The sequence below is a fragment of the Pseudanabaena sp. CCNP1317 genome, from assembly GCF_034931345.1.
GTDB lineage: Bacteria > Cyanobacteriota > Cyanobacteriia > Pseudanabaenales > Pseudanabaenaceae > Pseudanabaena > Pseudanabaena galeata.
Genome location: NZ_JAYGIF010000012.1, coordinates 19,853 through 41,552 on the forward strand (window position 1 = coordinate 19,853; position 21,700 = coordinate 41,552).

Genomic DNA, 21,700 nt, shown 5'->3' on the forward strand with positions numbered 1-21,700 from the left:
AAAGGGTTGCTTCGCAACCCTTTTTTTACCAGAAGAGGGCGCATAGCGCCCTCTCTTAGTTTCTGTACTGATTGGGATAACGCACCCTTGCACCTGCCCACAGCAACTTTTGCCGCAAAGCTTGATAGTAGGAATATTCTTCTCGAAGGACAATAAACTGCGCTTGACACTCTGACATCTGGATATCTACTCTCTGCCCAGGAAAAATTGACGTAGCAATTACGCCATCCGTCCATAGTTTTAAACTAAAGTCATCCGTAGACAGAGGCCAAATGCTTACAGTTAATTTGGGCGGAATCACGATCGCTCGACTCGATAAGCTCAAAGGACAAATCGGTGTAATCGCGATCGCGTGCATTCCTGAATGCACAATCGGTCCATTCGCCGCCACAGTATAAGAAGTTGAGCCAGTGGGAGTCGCCACAATTAACCCATCACCATGATATTGATCGACCACCTCACCATCAATTTCTAGTTCTAGAGCCGCCGTGACCATGCGATCGGGCGAAGCTGGCTTCACACACATCTCATTGAGACATAAAAAGGGACCACAGGGCTGACCTAAGCGAGTGCCTAAGCCCTCATCCACAGTTACCACTTTTGCCTCTAACATCATTCGTCGCTCGATCGCAAAGCGATCGGACAAAAGCCGTTCCCAGATTTCGACAGTATTTTCACATTCCTCAATCGAATGCGTGAGAAATCCCAAATGCCCCCCAACATTAATCGCTAAAATCGGAACCTCAAGTTTTGCTAAATATCTAGCTGCACCTAAAGTTGCACCATCTCCACCTAAGACAATCGCAAGATCAATATCTTGGTGCATTGATTCGAGGAATACAGGATAGGGATTATCAGTTGCGCCTGTTGGACCAATTAATACTTTGACCCCAAGATTTTCTAACTCACAGCTACATCGCTCAGCCCACACTTTGCCAATTTGGCTACCCGCCTTATAGGCAATGATTGCTTTACTAATCTTCACAGGTTCCCCTCAAATTGGGATTAATGGTTGGCAAACTTCACTCTAAACATCACGAGCTAAATCTTGCGCTACAGGATTTAGCTCGTGCCACAAGATTTAGCTTTTATATTTAATTGCACTTAGCTACTTAACCTAATTCTAAATCTCTATGTCAACTCTTTATTTAACGTGAGTTCTATAGCTGTCGCAAAGCAAAACCCAAGAAGAGAATGGCGGCGCTTCGCGCCGCCATTCTCTTCTTTTGTGCTAACACAATCGACAGCAGTATATATAGCCATTTGCCTCGTGCGAAGCTCGAGGCAAATGGCAGAAAATGTCTCTTTTGGGATCAGTTTTGATCAGTATTGTCGTAATTGTTATGAATATTTTTCAATTCATGAAAATTAATGATACAAAAAACAAATTTTTGAGCTAAGATTTGACACTAGGTAAAATTCTTGGTGTGAAGGGTAAGTCATGAGTCAGGCAGGATTTGGCGATTCATCATCACAAGAGAGCATTAGTTCATCAATGCCAGAGCCGCAAACCCCGCTTCAGAGTGTATCTCCGAATGTAATCGGTGAGCCAACCACTCTGTTTAACGCCTTGCCAAGACAAGTCTTAGAGCAAGAGCTACAGTTTTGCAATGAGCGTAGTCAGCAAGCGCAAATTTTGTTGCGTCAAGCCCAAGAACAACTGCAACTGTCGCAGTTAGTCATTCAAAGACAGGAAACCCTCACCCAAACCCTGCAATCACGTATCGACCAACTGGAAAGCGAGTTGCAAGATGTGCATACTAATTGTGATGAATTGCGCGATCGCCTCAAGCGTCAACAACATCACACCTCACAACTCAAAGCAGCCCTCGAACGCTGCCTCGACACTTCAACACCTGCACCTAATGACATGGCGCTTAATGACATGGCACTTTCTGCCTTAGAGTCTTGGTCGATCGCCAAACTTGCCGACGAAAAGATTACTCCCGTTGAGGCGAGCCATGATTCTCCTATGCAGAATGTAGTCAAAATCGTACCTGCACCTCAACCAATTGAGCTAGATTCACATCAAGAACTGAAGCCATTTATTTCAGAATCACAATCCCTTGAAGTAGAGGAACCTGTCCAGTTATCCATGCCTGCTAAGACGCAAGCAATTTCGCCTTTGATTGTGAGACCACATAAAGCTTCGCAAGGTTCGCCGATCGCCCCTAACTTACCAGCGTTACAGGTGGTTACGGAGCCAAAGGAACAATCTATAGTTAATTGGCGCATTGAAAAACAGCCCGATCATCAGGCGATCGCTGCTATAGGTCAAAATACGACCACCGACGAATCAGCTAGCTCTCTAATTTCTTCAAGCTCTGCTGTAACCAACTCATCAATGGCTTCTACTGTTGCTATGCCCAAGTTTATGCAGGCTCTGTATGGTAATGCAAATAGTCCTGTTAACGAAGGAAGAGAAGAAGATACTCAGCTAGCGATCGCTAATGCTAACCCACGTAAAGCAGTGACTTCTCTGGCGGCTGTACAACTTCCTCAGTTTCCTCCTTTGCCACGCCGATGATTGGTTTCCTGCGTGGTGCGATCGCGGCTTGTAAAGCATCGGATAGTTCTCGAAAAAATACGCCTTCCTATTGGCTCACCCTTGATGTTCAAGGTGTAGGTTACGATATCCAAATCACGGCTAGCACTGCGAATAAGTTGCCACTCGTGGGAGAAGAGACGCAAATATTTACGCATCTCATCGTCCGTGAAGATCAAATGACTTTGTTTGGTTTTCCTACTCTCGCCGAGCGTGAGCTATTTCGCCAACTAATCAGCGTTTCAGGTATTGGCACTCAAGTTGGTTTGGCTTTGTTAAACAGTTTAGGAATTCAAGATCTCGTTAAGGCGATCGTTTCAGGCAATACAAGAGTATTAAGTTTAACCCCCGGAGTCGGCACAAAAACGGCTGAGAGACTTGCCCTAGAACTCAAAACCAAACTTGCTGACGGTCGCTTAGCGCAAGTTGGGGCAACGCGATCGCTAGGTAATACTTTAAGTGTGGCTCTACAGGAAGAGTTAGAAATGACTTTGTTAGCGCTAGGTTATACACCCGCCGAAATTAGCAATGCCCTCAATGAGATCGCCAGTTTACCGATTCTTGCCAAAACTCAAGATATCGAAGCTTGGATTAAAGAGGCGATCGCGTGGCTTTCTCGATAGACAACCCTGCTCAAGCCCACTTTTCGCTTCCGTCGAACTGACCTTAAAACCTTTGCAAAGCAATGGTTTTAAGGCTTTTACTAAGGATCGTTCACTCGATAACTACTGTAAAAAAGCGCTATAGCAACGCAAGAGATGGATAGGACAAATCAAAACCAAAAAGATGAGTGGCGGCGCGAAGCGCCGCCACTCATCTTTTTGGTTTTATGTCCTAAGCAAAACTTACATTGCTATATGATTCATTTTCGTCTCTAGACAAGTCCATTCTTCTTAAACCAATCCTGTAGACGCTTCCAGCCATCTTCTGCTTCGACTTGACGATAGGAAGGACGATAATCAGCATGGAAAGCGTGAGGTGCATCGGGATAAACTACGATCTCGGAATTGTTACTGCAACCCTTGAGCTTTTCGCGCATTTTCTCAACCGTATCCAGAGGAATGCTCGTATCTTTACCACCGTATAACCCCAGAACTGCTCCTTGTAAATTCATGGCGATATCAATGGGATGCTTTGGCGTAAGTATTGTTGATTCACCAACCAGTCGCCCATACCAAGCCACACCTGCCTTAACTTGGGGATTGTGAGCAGAGTATAACCAAGTAATCCTACCGCCCCAACAAAAACCTGTAATCCCCAACTTTTGGGGATCTCCCTTCGCCGATGTAACTGCCCATGCTGCGGTGGCATCAAGATCGGACATAACTTGTGAGTCAGGGACTTGACTAACTACTTTGCGAATCTCAGTAATATCTGTCAACTTAGACACATCCCCCTGTCGGTAAAACATTTCAGGGGCGATCGCTAGATAACCTAATTTAGCAAGGCGACGGCATACATCTTGGATATAAGCATGAACTCCAAAGATTTCTTGAATAACTAAGATCACAGGAAAATCTTTGCCCAAAGTTGGTCTAGCTCTATAGGCAGGGATCGTGCCATCTTTGACAGGGATTTTGACTTCACCTGCGACGAGCCCCTTGTTGTCAGTGGTAATTACTTTCGCGGAAATTGGCTGCACGGCGATCGCAAAGCCCGCCGTGAGGCTAGTAACTGCGATGAATTCGCGTCTGGTAAGTTTTGACATGCAAGTGAACCTTTACAAAAATATAGATGGGGACAAGCCTCGCTTGTCCCCATCTATATTTTGCAACCTAAAACTAAAAATGAGTGTCACCTCAAAACCCATATAAATGAAAGCGGCGCTTTGCGCCGCCTTCATTTATATGATTTGCTGTAGGGTGCGTTAGCCATAGCGTAACGCACGATCCAATGCTAAGTAGGGTGCGTTACGCTGCGCTAACACACCCTACAAGGTGAAGTAAGTAGGATTCACTAAACTATTTGCCAATTTTGACTGGGGTTTTAGTGGCTTTGATCTCATAAATTGCTTTTTCTAGCAAAGAGACTCCTGTCATTTCTTCTGGTTGGGGAACTTGCAAAATTTCTAAAATCGTTGGTGCTATGTCTGCGAGACGACCGCCAGTCTGCTTGAGTCTTACATCAGCACCATGACCATAGATCTTGCGACCTTCACCCTCTACCAAAATAAATGGGACAGGATTGCTGGAATGAGCCGTCCAAGGGTTGCCATGCTCATCACACATATATTCAGCATTACCATGATCGGCGGTGATTAAAGCTGTACCGCCAGCATTCGCAATGCTAGACAGTAGTTTGCCCAAACATCGATCCACATGTTCGAGAGCCTTAACTGTTGCTTCAAAGTTGCCAGTATGACCAACCATGTCGGGGTTAGCATAGTTAATCACAATTAGTGAGTAAATCCTCTTCGCGATCGCCTCCGCAGCGATGCGGGTTACCTCGGTAGCCGACATGGCTGGCTCTTGATCATAGGTAGACACTCGCGGACTGTTGACCAATACCCGATCATCGCCTTCACTAGCTTCTTCCAAGCCACCATCAAAGAAATAGGTAACATGGGCATATTTCTCAGTTTCGGCGAGGCGTAACTGTTTTAGTCCATGTTGAGCGACAACTGGCCCCAGTAGATTAGTTAAGTTTTGGGGCAGGAAGGCAACAGGCACAGGTAAAGAGCTGTCGTACTGGGTAAAAGTGGCATAGGCGAGATGCTCAATAGGTTCGCGTTCAAACCCTGTAAAGTTTTCGGCAACAAGAGCTTGAGTGATCTCGCGGGAACGATCGGGACGGAAGTTAAAGCAAATTACACCGTCACCTGAGGCGATCGCCCCATGGGCTACGCGTGTAGGCGGCAAAAATTCGTCGGTAATTTTGTCTTTGTAGGCGGATTCCAATAAGTCTGTTGGCTCAGTTAGCTCAGTTGTAATTTGATCATTGGTCAAGACTTCATAAGCCTTTTGGACACGATCCCAGCGCTTGTCACGATCCATGACGAAATAACGCCCACTGATCGTGACAATGCGTCCAACACCAATTTTTTTAATGTGTGCTTGTAAAAGCCGAATAAAGTTGATCCCTGAATGGGGCAAGGTGTCGCGACCATCGGTAATCACATGAATGCAGACATTTTCAATGCCTTGGGACTTAGCTAAATCCAGTAGCCCTAAGAGATGTTCAATATGTGAATGTACACCACCATCAGAGCAAAGCCCGATCAGATGCAATTTGCTATGGTTAGCTTTAACCTTTTCACAAACTTGTACTAATACAGAATTTGATAATAACGAGCCATCATCGACGGCATCAGAAATTCTTACTAACTCTTGGGGGACAACTCGACCTGCACCAATATTTAAATGTCCAACTTCAGAGTTGCCCATTTGACCTTTTGGTAAGCCAACATCTTTGCCAGAGGCTTGGAGGAGAGTTTTGGGGTAAGTACTCCACAGACTATCCATGACGGGAGTATTTGCTGCGGTGATCGCATTGCCCTCGGTTTCTTTCCTATATCCCCAGCCGTCCAAAATGATCAGAACCAGTGGAGAAACAGACCCCGTTTGCATAAAAGACAGTTCCTTGTTAAATACATGTTCACTCCTCACTAGGCAATCATACCATCGGAGCAAATTTACGGATTATCTTAACAATACTTGGCAATTTGCGCGATCGCAATGTATCGTAAAAAACTTTTAATTATTCCCAAAATAGCTTTGCTTTATGACAATTGCTGATTTATACAAATACACAAAAGTGTCGTCGCGCTTTTGTGTATTCAAAACCAGACCCAGTAATGCCGAACTGCAAAATGGCTTAGCAATTTTGCAGTTCGGCATTACTGGATTCAAAACTAATTTTGGGGTTTGCCACACCGTGACAGCAGCCCAAAAAATTTAGTTTCATAATGAGATTAGCTAACGTGAATCACCTGATTCTATTTTGCCGATCGCTAACGAATGTATGATGATTACTCTGCAATAAATTCTTTCCTCGGTTAAAAAATTTCCCTCACGAATGGCGCTAATAGTTCAGAAATATGGTGGCTCTTCCGTAGCCGATGCCGATCGCATTAAGGCAGTCCGCGATCGCATTAAGCGGACAGTTGATGCTGGCAATCAAGTTGTAGTAGTGGTTTCAGCGATGGGTAAAACCACTGATGGTTTGGTGGCTCTCGCCGAGTCAGTGACAGCAACGCATACTCAAACCCTCACGGAAATTGCTGCAAAAGAGCGAGAAATGGATCTGCTCTTAGCAACGGGTGAGCAGATCACGATCGCCGCCTTAAGTATGGCATTGCAAGCAATAGGACAACCTGCGATCGCTATGAATGGATCTCAAGTAAGAGTGGTTACGGAGCCAAACCATACTCGCGCCAGAATTTTATACGTAGAACCAGATCAAATTAGATCGGCGCTGGATCTTGGCAAGGTCGTAGTGATCGCAGGATTTCAAGGTGTGGCGATTGATCGAGCCACGGGCTTACCGAGCAATGAAATTACCACTTTAGGTCGCGGAGGTTCTGACACCTCGGCAGTGGCGATTGCGGCGGCGATCGAAGCTGACATTTGCGAAATATATACTGATGTCCCCGGAATTTTGACCACTGATCCACGTATTGTCCCCAAGGCACAAATGCTTGCGGAAATTACTTGCGACGAAATGCTAGAGCTAGCCAGTTTAGGGGCAAAAGTTTTGCATCCACGTTCTGTGGAAATTGCCCGTAACTTTGGCGTAAAAATGTGTGTGCGATCTAGTTGGCTAGATGATGCGGGTACGGTGATTACTTCGCCGCGCATTGGCACGGGCAATCTAAAATCCTTAGAAGTGAATCGTTTTGTAGAGACAGTTTCAATTGATTACGATCAAGTCAAAATTGCGCTGTTACAAATTCCTGATCGCCCTGGGATCGCATCCCAGTTATTCAAATCTCTCGCCGATCAAGGGATCAATGTTGACTTAATTATCCAAGCAGTGCAAGAAACCGAAGGGGTCAATGACATTGCCTTTACGATTCCGCAAAACCAGCTACAACTTGCCGAAGTAGTCACCCGTGGTTTAGAAATTGGCGCAAGTTTAGTCACCGTTGACTCCACCATTGCCAAAATCAGCATTATTGGTGTGGGCATGATCGGACAACCAGGTGTAGCCGCGCAAATGTTCACGGCTCTGGCGGACTCAGGGATCAATATTCAAATGATTTCCACTTCTGAAATTAAAATTAGTTGTGTGATAGCGGCGGCTGATGGTGAAGCGGCGATCGCAGCGATCCAAAAAACCTTCGATGTCCCAGTGCAATCGCATCAAGCCTGTGAGATCGCATCAGAGAGTAAAGCCGATGTTTCGCCTGTGCGTGGGGTCGCGCTAGATCGCAATCGCGCCAGAATTGCCGTGCAGCAAGTCCCTGATCGCCCAGGGATGGCGGCAAAAATCCTTGAGCAGCTTGTTGAGCAGAATATTAGTTTGGATATGATCGTCCAGTCGCAATCCAATCGCGATGTTAATGAAATTGCTTTTACGGTAGCGATCGCTGATCTTGCCAAAGCTGAAACCGCCCTCAAACAATATACTAAAGAGCTTGGCTATGGCGCAGTAACTTGCGATGCTGATATTAGTAAAGTCAGTATTGTGGGAGCAAATATGATCCATCAGTCGGGAATTGCCGCCCGCATGTTTAGTGCTCTCGCTGATTCAGGTATTAATATTGAGATGATCGCTACATCTGAAATTAAAGTAAGCTGTGTAGTGCGCGATCACCAAGCGGAACAAGCACTGAAAGTTATTCATCAAGAATTTAACCTGTCAGGTGATCGCGCAATCGAAGTTCCCAGTGCTTTGAGCAAGTAGTAAATGTGGCACAAAGCGCCATACTTACTAACTAAATACGCTTTAAGATAAGTACATATCCCGCGAGCATTTCTATGTCATCTGATAAATCTGGCGATCGCCCAAGCAATCCGCCCACTGATCCCAAGCAAGCGCCACCTGTACCTAAACAAGAAAATTCTTTTAAAAATTTCTTGTCTGATAACTTGCCTACCGTCACAGTGGCTATTTTGTTGGCAGTTGGTGTAAGAGTTTTTATTGCTGAGCCACGTTATATTCCTTCTAGCTCAATGGAGCCGACTTTATTAATTGACGATCGCTTAATTATCGATAAGCTTTCAATTCGTTGGCGCAAGCCTGAACGCGGTGAAATTATCGTTTTTAATCCACCTAATGATCCCGTTGTGCCTGATGCGTCTAAGGTGTATATCAAGCGAGTAATTGGTTTGCCAGGCGATCGCATCAGTATTCGTGATGGCAAAGTATTTATCAATGATGCGCCTCTAAATGAGCCATACATTGCAACACCGCCAAATTACACTTTGCCAACCCAAGACGATGCTCTCTGCCCTAGATGTTTCCGCCCTGACAATGTGCAATCTAGTAAGGGTTTTCCATTTTTCACAGTGCCTAGTGGTAAATATTGGGTAATGGGGGATAACCGCAATAATAGTTTGGATTCTCACGCATGGGGATTTATGCCCGAAGAGAATCTAGTTGGAAGAGCCATGTTTCGCTACTGGCCCTTTGACAATCGTGTTGGTAATTTAAGCGTTCCTAAATACTAGACCCTCCCCCCATCCCCCTCTATCAATAAGGAGAGGGGGAGAAAGATTTGTCCTCTTATAGAAATTGATACATGTCCACAGAAGTTAAGTCAGATTCGCAAGTTCCCATTAAGCCTTGGTGGCAACAACATGGTGAAACCATTCGTATTTTTATTGTGGCTCTTGCGATCGCCTTATTTCTGCGTGCGTATATTGTCGAGCCACGCTTCATTCCCTCTGGCTCTATGGAGCCAACTTTGCAAGTGGGCGATCGCATCCTAGTCGATAAAATCTCAATGCAATGGCAAGAACCCCAACGTGGCGATATTTTGATTTTCTATCCACCTAAGTCTCCTGCGATTGAAGACAACACTAAAGCTTATATTAAGCGTCTAATTGGAATCGAAGGCGATCTCATTGGAGTACGTGGTGGCAAGGTCTATCGCAATGGGGAAGCACTGAATGAGCCATATATTGCGGAAGCTCCTAAATATATGATGCGTACTGTGACTGTGCCAAAAGGTCATTACTGGATGATGGGCGACAATCGCAATCACAGTAATGATTCACATATTTGGGGATTTTTGCCAAAGGAAAATGTCATCGGTAAAGCGACTATTAGATTTTTTCCTTTTGGCGATCGGTTAGGTTCAATTACAACGAGTAAATAATACCCAACAGAAAATTTACGTGTAGCAACAGTTGGACTTCATCACTTAAAATTGATTAAAGTTTATAGATAAAAAATAAGATGATTTCATTAGCACATGCGCTAAGAATAAAATATGGTCTACATAATGATCCTTCTGATGCTCAGATAAAGAAATGGGTTGATAGAGTTCATTTTTACATAGATACTGAAGGTAAGGCTGGAGAAGAATCTGGGCTGCTTGCTGCAAAGGAAGTTTTCTCAGAATACGGCTCTATGGCTTACTTCTCAGAAGCAGATACCATTTTAGCTTTGCTAGCAGCAGCAGAAAAAAAATGAATAAGTTGCTAGACTTTTTGCGAACAAATGCAAGTGTGTTATTTCCTATTATTACGTTTATTCTAGGTTTTCTATCTTCCAGATTCACGATGACGAAAAAAGAAACAAAAGATCTTGAGCAAAAGTTATTTGAGAACTCCAAAAATCTAATGCTTGCTCAAAATGATAGATTTCAAGATTTTTCATCTGTAATGCACAAATATGCAAGTAAACAAGGAGAACCGACATTAGATGACTTTTATGAAGTATCTACGACTGGAGAGAAGTATTTCTACCAGTTAAAAATTATTAGTGACGCGATTTTAGCAAATCAGGTAGATAAACGTTCACGAGATAATACTTTAATTCCTAAAGTGAGAGAAGCTGTCGAAAAAACTTTGCCCTCTTTCTATGATACCCTAACGAAAATATCTCAGAAACGTGGACTTAATTATACAGGTTGTCTGAAGCGGGAAAACTATGAAAGCTTATACAAGGTTTTAGAAAGATACAATTAAGTTAAGCATAGTTAGTTTTCTTTATTATAGTGTGATCACCAATCTCATAAAAATTATAGTGCGATCGCCAATTTCGTAAAATGCGGCAATGAAACGTAATACACCTAATTTTGTTTAGGGTATTATGCTAAACAGCAAGGTTAATATCATCAAAATCACCTAGATATCAGGAAACAGCGTATGCAAGCAATTTTTCTAAGCCGTCAGGAAGTTGCCCATCGTGCAAGACAATTGTACGAAACCAGCATCCGTCAAAAAGTGGAGACAGAAGAAAATATCGGCAAAATGGTAATCGTCGATATTGAAACAGGTGCTTACGAAGTTGATAAAAATGGCATAAAAGCAGCCCACAATCTGATGGCAAAACATCCCTATGCAAGACTGTTTGGCATTTGTATTGGATACAATGTTGCGGCTTCGTTGGGCGGTGTCATGGAGCGCGTCAATCAATGATTTCTGGTATTGTGACTGATCGACACGCTATCATTTCGTTGACATTTCTGCTGCCAAATAATTCTACATTCCCAATTGAATTTGTCGTAGATACAGGCTTCACCGACTATCTATGTTTACCACCAGAAGCAGTCAGTTTATTGGGGCTACCCTTTCTCTACGATCTACCCGTAAACTTGGCAGACAACAGCGAAGTTTTATTAGCAGTGCATGAAGCAATAATTATTTGGAATGGAGAAGAACGAGAAATCCGTGTACTAGCTACAGGACGAAGACCATTGCTTGGCACTGCTTTACTAGATGAACATGAACTTGTTGTACAGTTCACGGAAGGTGGACTGGTTACGATTGACGAATTGTAGAGTGATCGCAGCTTTAATGCATATTTCAAAAAATAAATACTTAAAAAATTTGAGACAAACTTATGACTACTAAAAAACAACGTTTTTCACAGATTGATTTGCGTAGTGCGTTGCAAATTATAGGGATTAATGAATTAAAAGAATGGCAAATAAAATTCACACCTAAACAAGCTTCAGAATATTATTTGACAAGCGCCCAAAAATTAAAAGCACATTTTGACTTATCCTTATCTGAATCCGCTAAATCATTATTAATTGATGCTATTTTGCTCGAAGCAATTGATAGTTATTCTGCATTAAAAATCTGGAAGGAAGCAAAATTACAAACTGAAAAATTAACTGGAGTGGTTGATTATTTAATCGCTGGACAGGGGAAAGTATATCGATCACCTTTATTATGTATTGTCGAAGCTAAAAAAGATGATTTTGAACAAGGCTTAGCACAATGCTTAACGGAAATGTATGCCTGTCTAACATTGAATCAACCACAATATTCATTTCCTATATATGGCATTATCACTAATGCAACAATATGGAGATTTTATAAATTAAGCAGAGAAGAATGCTACGAGAGTCTAGCTTATTCAGAAACCCAGCTAGCCGATATCCTCGGAATTTTAAATTATTTATTTGCGGATTGTCAGTCTAAACTTTTAAATCACTGAGACTCTTGTTATTGAGATAGCGGCACTGGACAGCTAAATCGTGATCGACGTATTTGAGTCTTTTTTGTCGGTATGAAATGGACGTTTCAGAACCCATCTCACATTAGCTGACCAGTGCCGAGTAAAAATATTGGAGAGATTCTTATGAGGGAACAAAACTCCTTCATCTAGTAATAATTTTAAGTATTTAGAAATGTCTGCTTTTTCCGCAAAGTTCTTGTGGAACTCTACAGGTTTACCACTATAAACCTTGCTTCGGCATATTTTGTTTACAGTTAATCCAAACTAATATTTAGAAATGACGGGCTGATCTAAATTACCAAGCGATAATGTGGTTGCTTTGACAGCATTCATAACTGGTTAGCACTTAAAATACTTAAAGCTACAGTAATTCTCATTATGGAAATTTTGTCTTGATTTAGCTCAGCTTACTGAGAATATTTGTAATAGCTATCCTTGAAAAGCCTATACATTCGTCCAAAATTTGAAAGCCTAGACAAACTAAAAGTCATAATGGGAATTGCTGTATTGATAGAATGTCTTAGTACAGTTCAACTCAGGTGCAATATGTCGCCAATAAGCACCCCACCCAAATTTCAAGTAACCGATCCACCTTTTTGTTGGATTGATTGGGACTAATTTAGTAGATGAACATGAACTTGTCTTACAGTTCATAGAAAGCGGGTTGGTTACGATTGACGGATTGTAGAGCGATCGCCGTCTCATTCAGGCAGACTGTAATGCAAATTGATCTAAGGATTTAGTGTTGGATTTGTTTAATGTAAGCTTATTATGTAAAGAAGCATAAAGTATTGTAAACAAATCGTAATTTTTAAGATGCAAAATAAAGTTGTTGTCGTTGTCGGTGCAACAGGCGGAATTGGTTCGGCGCTTGTCCCAAAATTAGCATCAGCAGGCGCGAAGTTAGTTCTTGTAGCAAGAGATGTCGCCAAGTTGGAAGCACTAGTCAACAATCTCGAAGATGACTATGATATCGAGGCGATCGCAGTTCCTACTGACATTACTAAATATGAGCAAGTTGAAGGAATGGTGCAGCAGGCGATCGCGCAGTTTGGACAGATTGATGTCCTAGTAAATGCCGCAGGTGCAGGCGTGATGAAGCAATTTCTGCGTATTGAACCGCAAGAACTCGATCAAATGCTTGACCTCAATCTCAAGGGCAATTTTTATACCAGTCAAGCGGTAGCAAATGTCATGAAAGATCGCAAGATTGGACATATCTGTAATGTCATTGGTATTCTTGGCAAACATCCGATGGCGATGGCGGCAGCTTATTGTGCATCAAAATTTGGGGCGATCGGATTTAGTAAATGTATGGCTGATGAACTTCGCCGTTTGGGGATTAAGGTAACTCTATTCTATTTCGGAGGAATTGATTCGCCATTTTGGGATAATGTCAGCCTGAAGGTAGATCGCAGCAAAATGCTAACAACTGAGACAGCCGCAAATGCAATTATGTTTGCTCTCTCTGCTGATCCACAAGCAGTTCCGATGGAAATCAATATTCAACCTGAAAGTCATTTGTTCATTTAAAGCTCAAAAAAATAGAGTCGGTGCTTAAAACATCGACTCTATTTTTTTTGCGGATGATTTTTTGTTGCAAATTAATGAGATGTAATTCTGTCTCATCCAAATCACGTTTAATGTATAGGAGGATATAAGAGCTTCGCCGTAAAATAAGAGCCAAATTTTTGGCGGCGTGGCTTAGCCACGTCGTCAAAAATTTGGCTCTTGATTAAATTGCAGAAGCTTAACTTAGAATTTGGAGATCGAAATGCAAAAGCGACATCTATATATATTGTCTATATTCGTCACTATCTTCTCGTTTGGCATCGCACTCAAAGCGACAGAAGTATTTCAATCTCTGACAGTGAAAATACCTAGTCCATCGGAAATGTCAAAACTAGCGGATTCCTTCAGTCCCCAAGAAATCTCACAACTGGAAATCGATGATGTCCTGCGCGATCGCCTTCGCTTTGATCCTCAATGGCAAGAAATCGCTCAAGCTGTGCGCCAAGATATTATTGTCGCTAAATGGGGACGCGATCCTGTTGAAAATCCAGTTTGGGAAAAATATGGAGCTAAAGCCTATCCATTACTGAGTTATTATGCTCGTTCCCGTGATGAAACCAGACAAAAGTATGGTATCAAAGGTATTCGTCGCCTTGGCAAGCCCTATACAACTTTATGGATGCGGGGACAGATTCAACGACGGATGACTTATCCCAGTTTTTATGAAATTGCTTCCTATCTGTCAGAGGCTCAGAGCAAAGACTGGGAGAAAGAATTTGGCTTAGATGATCCTCAAGTGCGTAAAGAGTTAATCAGTCTTGCCAAAGCCAATCTTGAACCGAGAAATTCACCGCGATATTACGACCAGTTCAATCTAGATTTTTTAACGCGTTTGTTGGGGTATGAAGCTGTACATGGCAAAAATCCCTATGAGAAAGGTAAAAACTTTGTCGGTCTATCCGAATGGTTGACCTACGAGCAACTGCAACAACCAACAGATATCCAAGTCAAAGCGGCGATCGCCCTCTATCAGAAATTATCTAGTGATGCTCAAGAGCATATTTTAGTTGAGAGACTAGGGGCTTTAAAGGCGGGGGAAATTACATCTTTTGCGCGAGCATTCTTCCGTGCTTTAGCTAATGAACGCTCAGCTAGCGATCGCATGTGGGCGATCGCTGAACTTGATCGACATGGAGATACCCAAGGGACAGAACTCCTCAAACATATTTTAAATAACGATCTATCCCAGCTTCATTCTCTCTCCAAGATTGTCAGTTACGAAAATTTTGAGCGAAAGGGTGACTATGCCTATTATCTGCTGTTGGGAATGGTGGAGAAATATCCACAATCAAAATTTGCGATCGCCTGTCGTGAATATGGCGATTTGACAGGACGCTCATATTTCAATGCTGAGCCACGCGAGCCAGCTATCCTTGCTCGCAATGCCAAACGTACTGAGAAAGAACATCTCAATGCTTGGCAAGACTGGCTGAAGAGATATGCTGATCATTCTGGAGCCGATGATGCCAATTATTTTCTGGCGCTGAGATTGCAAGATAACAATGATATTGTCGGAGCAATGCGTCTCTGGATCAAAATTATGGCGCAACCAATGGGCGATCGCGATGCTCTTTATCTTGCTTTCCCCCATGTTCGGACTCTCCTTGATGTTGGCTTGTCCATCGACCAAATGCAAACCCTCTTACAAGAACCAGAAAATCAAGTCCTTGCACCACTTTTACAATATGCGATCGCCATCCAATATGCGAGATCACACAACTATGCCAAAGCCTTAGAGATCTCAGGAAATGTCCAGCTAGAAACTATTCCTGACCAGATTCTCGAAGCATACTACTATCCACAAGGGCGTTGGTGGCAACAAGATAATCAGGTCGAGAAATTTAAGAAAGAAGCTCAATCACTATTGGGTGAACAAAAATTACGCTGGCAAAAGCTTCACCAATGGCAAATCAAAAACACACCTGAATCACGGTATCAGATCGCCTCTGATTGGGCAGGTATGGGTGGATGGAAAAACGGTTATTTACCTATTTGGGATGGATTTCGAGCTTATTACTTACCAACAGACTGGAATTGTCGCGAATGGTGGGTATGCGATCGCTCTAAACGCAGTGATGCGGAAATTCTTGCTAAATATCAAGCGGGCAGTCAAAATGCGATCGCTCTTTCCCTCTATCAAAAATTACTTGACGATAACCAGCTTTCATCAACACTGCGAGAAAAGTCCCTGTACATGGTAGCAATGACACTTCTTGACCAGTGGGAAAACCACACTTTCTCAGAAACCCAACGTATCCATCCACCCCTAGGAGTGGCTACTACCAAGCAATATCAACCAACACAACGTAGCTATTCTTTCCAAGATTACGCGCAACGCGAAAATATCATACGTTCTGACTATCAACGACGGATTGATGGCATCATCACTGAATTACAAGTGAAGTTTCCTCAGAGCCAATATATTGATGATTTGCTGTTTTCTAGCTTCTTTCTTAGCGAACAGTCTAATTATTTGCAAAGATTGGTTGATCGATATCCCAACAGCGATCGGGCCACCGAAGCCAAATTCCTCCTAAACTTAAAAAAATAGCAACTATAGCGAGGTTTAATCTGTCTAAGGCAAATTGAACCCCGCAAAGTTGTTGTCTTTTAAAATTACACTAATTTTCTAAATAGCAAAATCTTTTTAAAAAGCCAAACAGCCTGCTAAATAAGGCTTTCAATTCTTGAGAGTGTAATTATACTTTCAAGAATTAATCTTATGCAGCAAGAGATGGGCAATGATAAACGCGCCTCTGTCTTCTAAAAAAAATAGATAATGGTGAGAATTCTTTCTAAACTATTGCGAGTTCTCTCAAAACATGATAGAACGAAATGATGAGTTTCTTCCATCATAAGAAAAAGTATGAGGAAACAAACTAATCAAATCAATCAATCATTACTATCTCTTTGGTTTCCATAATATGACTATAGATCTACCTGTAAGTTTGCAGCCAGACGGATTTGGTGCGTCTTTACAAGCTTTGCAAACCCATTTGCAAGGCTTCCTCTCTGAATATGAAGATAAAGTCGCTCAAGCCCGTGCTCAACTCGCTCATGTCGAAGCCCTCCTAGGAAGTTTGCCTGCCGAAGCTCCTAAGGTTAAAGCTAAAAAGAAAGAAGTCGTAGCCGTTGCTCCTGTTGTAGCTGCTCCTGTAATTGCTGAAGTTCCACCCGCCCCCACTAAAGGTCGCAAACCTAAAGCCATCGATAAGCCTGAAGCAGCCCCTGCCGCTACACCTGCTGCTAAAGGAAGAGGAAGAGGACATCGTCGTGGTTCTTTGACAACTCGTCCTGCTTACGAAGGGCTGACCCTCACAGAAGCGATCGAAAAGATTTTGAATGAACGTCAAGGTCAAGCTGTCAATGCTGATGATGTAGTCAATATCCTTTACGGTGATTTGACAGAGACTGTATTCCGAGTTGCTAAGGAGCGTGTAACCAAGAATCTATCTAAAGGCAAAGGCGAAAATAGATGGAAGCGTGTTCCTAACCAACTTGGTTACTACACACTATCTCTAGAAACCTTAAAAACTGTTCCCATCTCAACTATTAAGAGAGGTCGTGCTGCATCTGTAAAAGCTGAAGTTCCTGCTACTAAAGCTCCTAAAACTCCTAAAGCTCCTAAAGCTCCTAAAGCTGCGGCTAAAGTTGCTCCTGCTCCTAAAGCAAGCAAAACAACTAAAGCTCCTAAGGCTACCAAAGCTGTTGCCCCTAAGGCTCCCAAAGTTGCTCCTAAAGCATCCAAGAAAGCTGAAGCAGAGGCAGCTAGAGCGCCACAGCCGAAGAAGTCTGGGCGCATGAGTTCTTTGGTAATGCGTCCTCTCTATCAGGGCAATACTTTAACTGATGCGATCGAGAAGGTTTTACAAGAGCGCAAGGGTGAATTTGTCAATGCAGATAGTGTTGTCAAAGCTTTGTATGGCGATCTTTCGGTAGAAAATTTCCGCCAAGCGAAGGATCGCGTTACCAAGAACTTGTCTAAGGGCAAGCTTGATGGTAAGTGGGAGAGAGTTCCTAACCAGTTGGGTTATTACACCTTGTCAATGTCTGCTGTCAAAGCATAGGTTCTGGGCTAAGTAGCCGAACCAAAAAATAAAGACTCGCTTTGCGAGTCTTTATTTTTTGCTTGTGTTAGGCGTAATCATGCTTTAGAATAACCAACGGGAGAGATGGCAGAGTGGTCGAATGCGTTCGACTTGAAATCGAATGTTGTGAAAGCAACCGAGGGTTCGAATCCCTCTCTCTCCGTAACTATAAAAAGAAGGGTTACCCATCGGGTAGCCCTTCTTTCTTGTTATACCAATTCACGATAGTCTAGCAACACTTTTGTGAATTAACGTGAGTTCGATATTGCCATTTGCGGCGTGCTTCGCACGACGTAAATGGCGAAAAATGGTAAGAATCGTTTAGCGATTCTTACCATTTTTCGCTTTCGTAGAACTGACGTTAAATAATCTCAGTTCGGGTTAATTTCAAACCACCTTCCTAGATAGGGTTAGCTGCGCGAACCCTATCTAGGAACCGAAACAGTAAAAGCCTCGCTTAGCGAGGCTTTTACTGTTTCGGCTCTTAAAATTTTGTAGCTTATCCCCAACTCACGTTATACCAATTAACGAAAGTGTTGCCACACTTTCGTTAATTAAAAACCAAACCCAGTAAGAGCTTTAAAAACACAAAATGGCGTAGCCATTTTGCGTTTTGGTGTTAATAATCCTTTTCGATCTTTACCATCACTTTATCTTCTACGATTGGAAATATTACAGATGGTTCCTGTTCAGACTGTAACTTCGGCTGACTAGGGTTAGAAGCATGAATTTTTTTAGCATTACGCCAAGTGATAAATCTTTCTTTGAGCCAACGGAAGGCTGGTGGGGTGGCAAACCATAACACTACACCACTTAGAATGATAGAACTAATCCTCACAACTCCAGAGACTAAGGTCTCTAAAGGAATCAAAGTACCAGCATAGTAGGCAACGCCTGTGGTCACTGCTCCCCAAACTAATGCACCTGTGGCATTAAAAAAGAGAAATCGGGAATAGGACATTCCTGATAAGCCCGCCATTGGTCCTGCAAAAATTCGCAAAATGGCAATGAATCGCCCAAAAAAGACGGCGCGATCAGCACTACCTCGAAATTTTTCGCGGGCGATCGCAATTTCATCACTGGGCATCCGAAATACTTTGCCAATTTTCTCTAATGCTGGTAAGCCACCCCAACGACCTAACCAGTATCCCGCACTGTCCCCTAAAATCGCTCCTGCAACTGTACAGAGCAGAACTAATGGATAACGCAACTCGCCATTGCCAGCTAAAAATCCACCAACTAGGGTGATCGTTTCGCCTGGCAAGGGGATACCTGCGTTCTCAAGCATGATGCCAAAGAAGACTAGCCAGTATCCATACTGCTGCGTCCATTCTTGAATAATTTCTAACGAAAAAAACTCAAAATGCATGAGTTATGACTCAAAATTTGATGGGTTAAATTGTTTGTGAAAAATTGTTACTTTTTGTATCATTATAGGCGGTTATTGCGATCGCATACCAGTTGTTGATTATTTGTATCGCAGGACTATGCCGACAATGCAATCTTAATTAGGGAGACACGAGATTTGTCCTGCTATAGGTTAATAGAGATAGCGTTGACTGGACAAGCAGTAATGCATTGCTCACAGACCACACAGCGCGATCGCAGAAAGTTGAGTTGAAAGGTTTTTGGATCAAGGGTCAGGGCTTCAGTGGGGCAAACACCTGTACACAAGCCACAATCAACACAGGTCGTATCGTCAATTACAATTTCGCGACCATGTAATGAAACCTCGATATCTTGCGATCGCATCCAGTCCATCGCTTCTTCAAGCTGGTCAATATCGCCCGATAGCTCCAGTACCATCTTGCCCATTTTGTTGGGGGCAACTTGGGCGCGGATGATATTGGCAGCAATATTAAAATCTTTGGCAAGCCGATAGGTGATCGGAATGCTGATTGCTCGCTTGGGAAAGGTAAGATTAACTCTTTTTTTCATAGTTGGTGTTTTTGGAAGATTCCCGCCCTAATAAATCAGCAATAGATCACTTTGGATTTTGCCGTAGGCAAAATCCAAAGTCAAAAACCTTACTGAGATTGATTTTTGCTTTATAAATGCATTCATTATGCATCCATAGAGTGTTGTATTAATTATGAAACCAATTTTGATGTTTTTACCATCGAATCTTAATCCTGTAGCTGTTGCTAATCATGCTAGGAAAACCCCAAGCCCAAAAGTTAGTGGCGGCGCTTTGCGCCGCCACTAACTTTTGGGCTTGGGGTTTGATTTATAGCTGTCGCCTTTTTTGACCCAAATAGTGTGAGGCGGCGCGAAGCGCCGCCTCACACTATTTGGGTTTTGATTTGTCCTGTTTTTGAAAGCCCGTCGTTGGCGAGCTTTCAAAAAAAAGGATTTGGGTGTTTCCAGCGCCGAAGGCGCTGGAAACACCCAAATCCTTTTCATAATGAGAATTGCTGTGTTTTTAATAATAAAAAGTCAAACAGGACAAAAGCTGATAGACTTACGAAGACTTTTTTGCTTGCTGAAATGGACTGGCAGATAGGAATATGGGCAAAATATTTATTTCCGCAGGTCACGGTAGTTTTGAAGGCTCATTTCGCGATCTAAGCGAGATGACAGGTGGAACGACGGAAACTGCTGAATTAGTCGCTACAAGAGACTTGGTAATTGCCGAGCTGAGATCGCGTGGGATTACGATCGCCATACCTAGCGACGATCTGAATTTAGCTGAGGCGATCGCATGGATTAATACAAGGTCAGATCAGCAAGATGTGGCTTTATCGTTGCAACTAAATATTGCCAATGCTCCTGAATTACGTGGCACAACCGCCTATTACATTACCAATAATGCACTGCGTAAAAGACAAGCAGAAATACTCACCAATGCCTTAACTAAGCGTGTACCTGAAATCACCAATCGTGGCGCAAAGGCCGATACGATCGCTAGTATTGGCAGTTTAAGTTTTTGCCGCCAAATTTCAGTGCCTTCTATTTTGCTGGAATTAGTTTTTTCTAATAGTTCGCAAGATCGGCTGCTGATGCAAACAAGAAGGCGTGACTATGCGATCGGTATTGCCGATGGTTTGCAAGCATGGATTAATGAAACTGCCACCACAATTCCTGTATATACACCAGCCAATCGCCCAACTAATCTACAACCGATAACTTATCCAGAGATTAATATCAATCTCAATGGGCAGAGTTATGCCGAAAAAGGGATTCTTGTATCGGGAAATGTATTTGTACCTGCGGATTTAGTCGATCGCCTTGGCTTTGAGCTTAATCAGATTCCGCTCAATTGTCGGTTGCGTTATCAAAGTATTGTCTATGTACAGGCGATCGCCTTACGTGAGTTAAATACTTCTGTTTCTTGGGATAGCACAACCCGCACACTTCATTTGAAAACAATTTTCAAAGTTTTTACGGGGCAAATCGCTCAGATCATGGGTGTGGGTAATGCTTCGGAAGTGCAGTTACTGATGTTTTTGAAAAACAATAATGAATCTGCTCTGACGAACTATGGCGATCTTCCCCATTTATATCGTGAAGAAGCGGAGATTGAAGGGGTAAACCACGATATTGCTTTTTGTCAAATGTGTATTGAAACTAGCTTCTTGAGATTTGGGAAAGGTATAGAGCCTGAGCAAAATAATTTTGCTAGTTTAGGAGCCGTAGCTAGTTCGGCAGCAAAAGCATCGGGTGCAAGTTTTGAGGATCAGCGAACAGGTGTAAGAGCGCATATTCAACATCTCAAGGCTTATGCCAGCAATGCTCCGCTATTTCAACCTGTAGTTGCGCCCAGATTCCATTTAGTTGCGCGAGGTATTGCCCCAGTTTTAAGTCAACTAACAGGACGATGGGCGATCGATCCTCTCTACGATCGCAAAATCCTCGCTCTCATCCGCCGCCTTTACGAATCCGCAGGTATTTTCTAGACTCAATTAATACAAGCTAAAAT

At 42.8% G+C, this 21,700-nt stretch carries 20 protein-coding genes and 1 tRNA gene; 16 read left to right on the forward strand and 5 right to left on the reverse strand.

The genetic code is table 11. The features are described 5' to 3' along the window. Window positions 1–55: 55 nt before the first annotated feature. Window positions 56–985, reverse strand: a complete 930-nt coding sequence (locus VB775_RS06360) for an NAD(+) kinase (RefSeq protein WP_281007588.1) — start codon at window positions 983–985, stop codon at window positions 56–58. Between the two features lie 456 nt (window positions 986–1,441). On the opposite strand from VB775_RS06360, the gene VB775_RS06365 reads away from it, so the two are divergent. Together VB775_RS06365 and ruvA are read left to right on the forward strand one after the other, a co-directional pair. Beyond that, window positions 1,442–2,527: a hypothetical protein gene (locus VB775_RS06365; protein WP_281007589.1), complete on the forward strand. Its 1,086-nt coding sequence runs from the start codon at window positions 1,442–1,444 to the stop codon at window positions 2,525–2,527. Further along, window positions 2,524–3,168 (forward strand): Holliday junction branch migration protein RuvA, encoded by a 645-nt coding sequence (ruvA, locus tag VB775_RS06370; RefSeq protein WP_281007590.1) that lies wholly within the window; start codon window positions 2,524–2,526, stop codon window positions 3,166–3,168. Before VB775_RS06365 ends, ruvA begins: the two co-directional genes overlap by 4 nt. A gap of 251 nt (window positions 3,169–3,419) precedes the next feature. On the opposite strand, the gene VB775_RS06375 is transcribed toward ruvA, so the two are convergent. Then, a complete protein-coding gene (locus VB775_RS06375) occupies window positions 3,420–4,253 on the reverse strand; it encodes a dienelactone hydrolase family protein (protein ID WP_281007591.1) in 834 nt (277 codons plus the stop codon). Window positions 4,254–4,506: 253 nt separating this feature from the next. After that, window positions 4,507–6,111: a 2,3-bisphosphoglycerate-independent phosphoglycerate mutase gene (gene gpmI / locus VB775_RS06380; protein WP_281007592.1), complete on the reverse strand. Its 1,605-nt coding sequence runs from the start codon at window positions 6,109–6,111 to the stop codon at window positions 4,507–4,509. A 154-nt stretch (window positions 6,112–6,265) separates the two neighbouring features. On the opposite strand from gpmI, the gene VB775_RS06385 reads away from it, so the two are divergent. The 13 genes from VB775_RS06385 to VB775_RS06445 all read left to right on the forward strand — a co-directional run bounded on the left by VB775_RS06385 (window position 6,266) and on the right by VB775_RS06445 (window position 17,944). Beyond that, a complete protein-coding gene (locus tag VB775_RS06385; RefSeq protein WP_281007593.1) occupies window positions 6,266–6,442 on the forward strand; it encodes a hypothetical protein in 177 nt (58 codons plus the stop codon). Between the two features lie 117 nt (window positions 6,443–6,559). Further along, entirely contained in the window at window positions 6,560–8,389 is a 1,830-nt protein-coding gene (locus VB775_RS06390; RefSeq protein WP_281007594.1) for an aspartate kinase, read from the forward strand. Between the two features lie 74 nt (window positions 8,390–8,463). Next, window positions 8,464–9,156 (forward strand): signal peptidase I, encoded by a 693-nt coding sequence (gene lepB / locus VB775_RS06395; protein WP_281007595.1) that lies wholly within the window; start codon window positions 8,464–8,466, stop codon window positions 9,154–9,156. Between the two features lie 71 nt (window positions 9,157–9,227). Continuing rightward, window positions 9,228–9,806, forward strand: a complete 579-nt coding sequence (gene lepB / locus VB775_RS06400) for a signal peptidase I (RefSeq protein WP_281007596.1) — start codon at window positions 9,228–9,230, stop codon at window positions 9,804–9,806. A gap of 80 nt (window positions 9,807–9,886) precedes the next feature. Continuing rightward, complete coding sequence (locus tag VB775_RS06405) at window positions 9,887–10,123, forward strand: hypothetical protein (RefSeq protein WP_281007597.1); 237 nt, start codon at window positions 9,887–9,889, stop codon at window positions 10,121–10,123. Between the two features lie 89 nt (window positions 10,124–10,212). Next, window positions 10,213–10,620 carry a hypothetical protein gene (locus tag VB775_RS06410; protein ID WP_281007598.1) on the forward strand — a complete coding sequence of 136 codons (408 nt, stop codon included), beginning with the start codon at window positions 10,213–10,215 and terminating at the stop codon, window positions 10,618–10,620. Between the two features lie 180 nt (window positions 10,621–10,800). Continuing rightward, window positions 10,801–11,073 (forward strand): hypothetical protein, encoded by a 273-nt coding sequence (locus VB775_RS06415; RefSeq protein WP_281007599.1) that lies wholly within the window; start codon window positions 10,801–10,803, stop codon window positions 11,071–11,073. Beyond that, entirely contained in the window at window positions 11,070–11,435 is a 366-nt protein-coding gene (locus VB775_RS06420; RefSeq protein ID WP_281007601.1) for a clan AA aspartic protease, read from the forward strand. Before VB775_RS06415 ends, VB775_RS06420 begins: the two co-directional genes overlap by 4 nt. A 62-nt stretch (window positions 11,436–11,497) precedes the next feature. Continuing rightward, window positions 11,498–12,100 carry a hypothetical protein gene (locus VB775_RS06425; RefSeq protein WP_281007602.1) on the forward strand — a complete coding sequence of 201 codons (603 nt, stop codon included), beginning with the start codon at window positions 11,498–11,500 and terminating at the stop codon, window positions 12,098–12,100. An 837-nt stretch (window positions 12,101–12,937) separates the two neighbouring features. Next, entirely contained in the window at window positions 12,938–13,654 is a 717-nt protein-coding gene (locus VB775_RS06430) for an SDR family oxidoreductase (protein WP_281007603.1), read from the forward strand. A 241-nt stretch (window positions 13,655–13,895) separates the two neighbouring features. Beyond that, a complete protein-coding gene (locus VB775_RS06435; RefSeq protein WP_281007604.1) occupies window positions 13,896–16,244 on the forward strand; it encodes a hypothetical protein in 2,349 nt (782 codons plus the stop codon). Window positions 16,245–16,617: 373 nt separating this feature from the next. Beyond that, on the forward strand, window positions 16,618–17,760 hold the full coding sequence (locus tag VB775_RS06440) for a hypothetical protein (protein ID WP_281007605.1): 1,143 nt from the start codon (window positions 16,618–16,620) through the stop codon (window positions 17,758–17,760). Between the two features lie 99 nt (window positions 17,761–17,859). After that, window positions 17,860–17,944 (forward strand) — tRNA-Ser (locus VB775_RS06445). 456 nt (window positions 17,945–18,400) lie between these two features. On the opposite strand, the gene VB775_RS06450 is transcribed toward VB775_RS06445, so the two are convergent. After that, window positions 18,401–19,150, reverse strand: a complete 750-nt coding sequence (locus VB775_RS06450) for a DedA family protein (protein ID WP_281007606.1) — start codon at window positions 19,148–19,150, stop codon at window positions 18,401–18,403. A 164-nt stretch (window positions 19,151–19,314) separates the two neighbouring features. After that, window positions 19,315–19,719: an NIL domain-containing protein gene (locus tag VB775_RS06455; protein WP_190578868.1), complete on the reverse strand. Its 405-nt coding sequence runs from the start codon at window positions 19,717–19,719 to the stop codon at window positions 19,315–19,317. Window positions 19,720–20,288: 569 nt separating this feature from the next. Between VB775_RS06455 and VB775_RS06460 the strand changes: the two genes are divergently transcribed. Continuing rightward, window positions 20,289–21,677 carry an N-acetylmuramoyl-L-alanine amidase gene (locus VB775_RS06460; protein ID WP_281007608.1) on the forward strand — a complete coding sequence of 463 codons (1,389 nt, stop codon included), beginning with the start codon at window positions 20,289–20,291 and terminating at the stop codon, window positions 21,675–21,677. Window positions 21,678–21,700 lie beyond the last annotated feature (23 nt).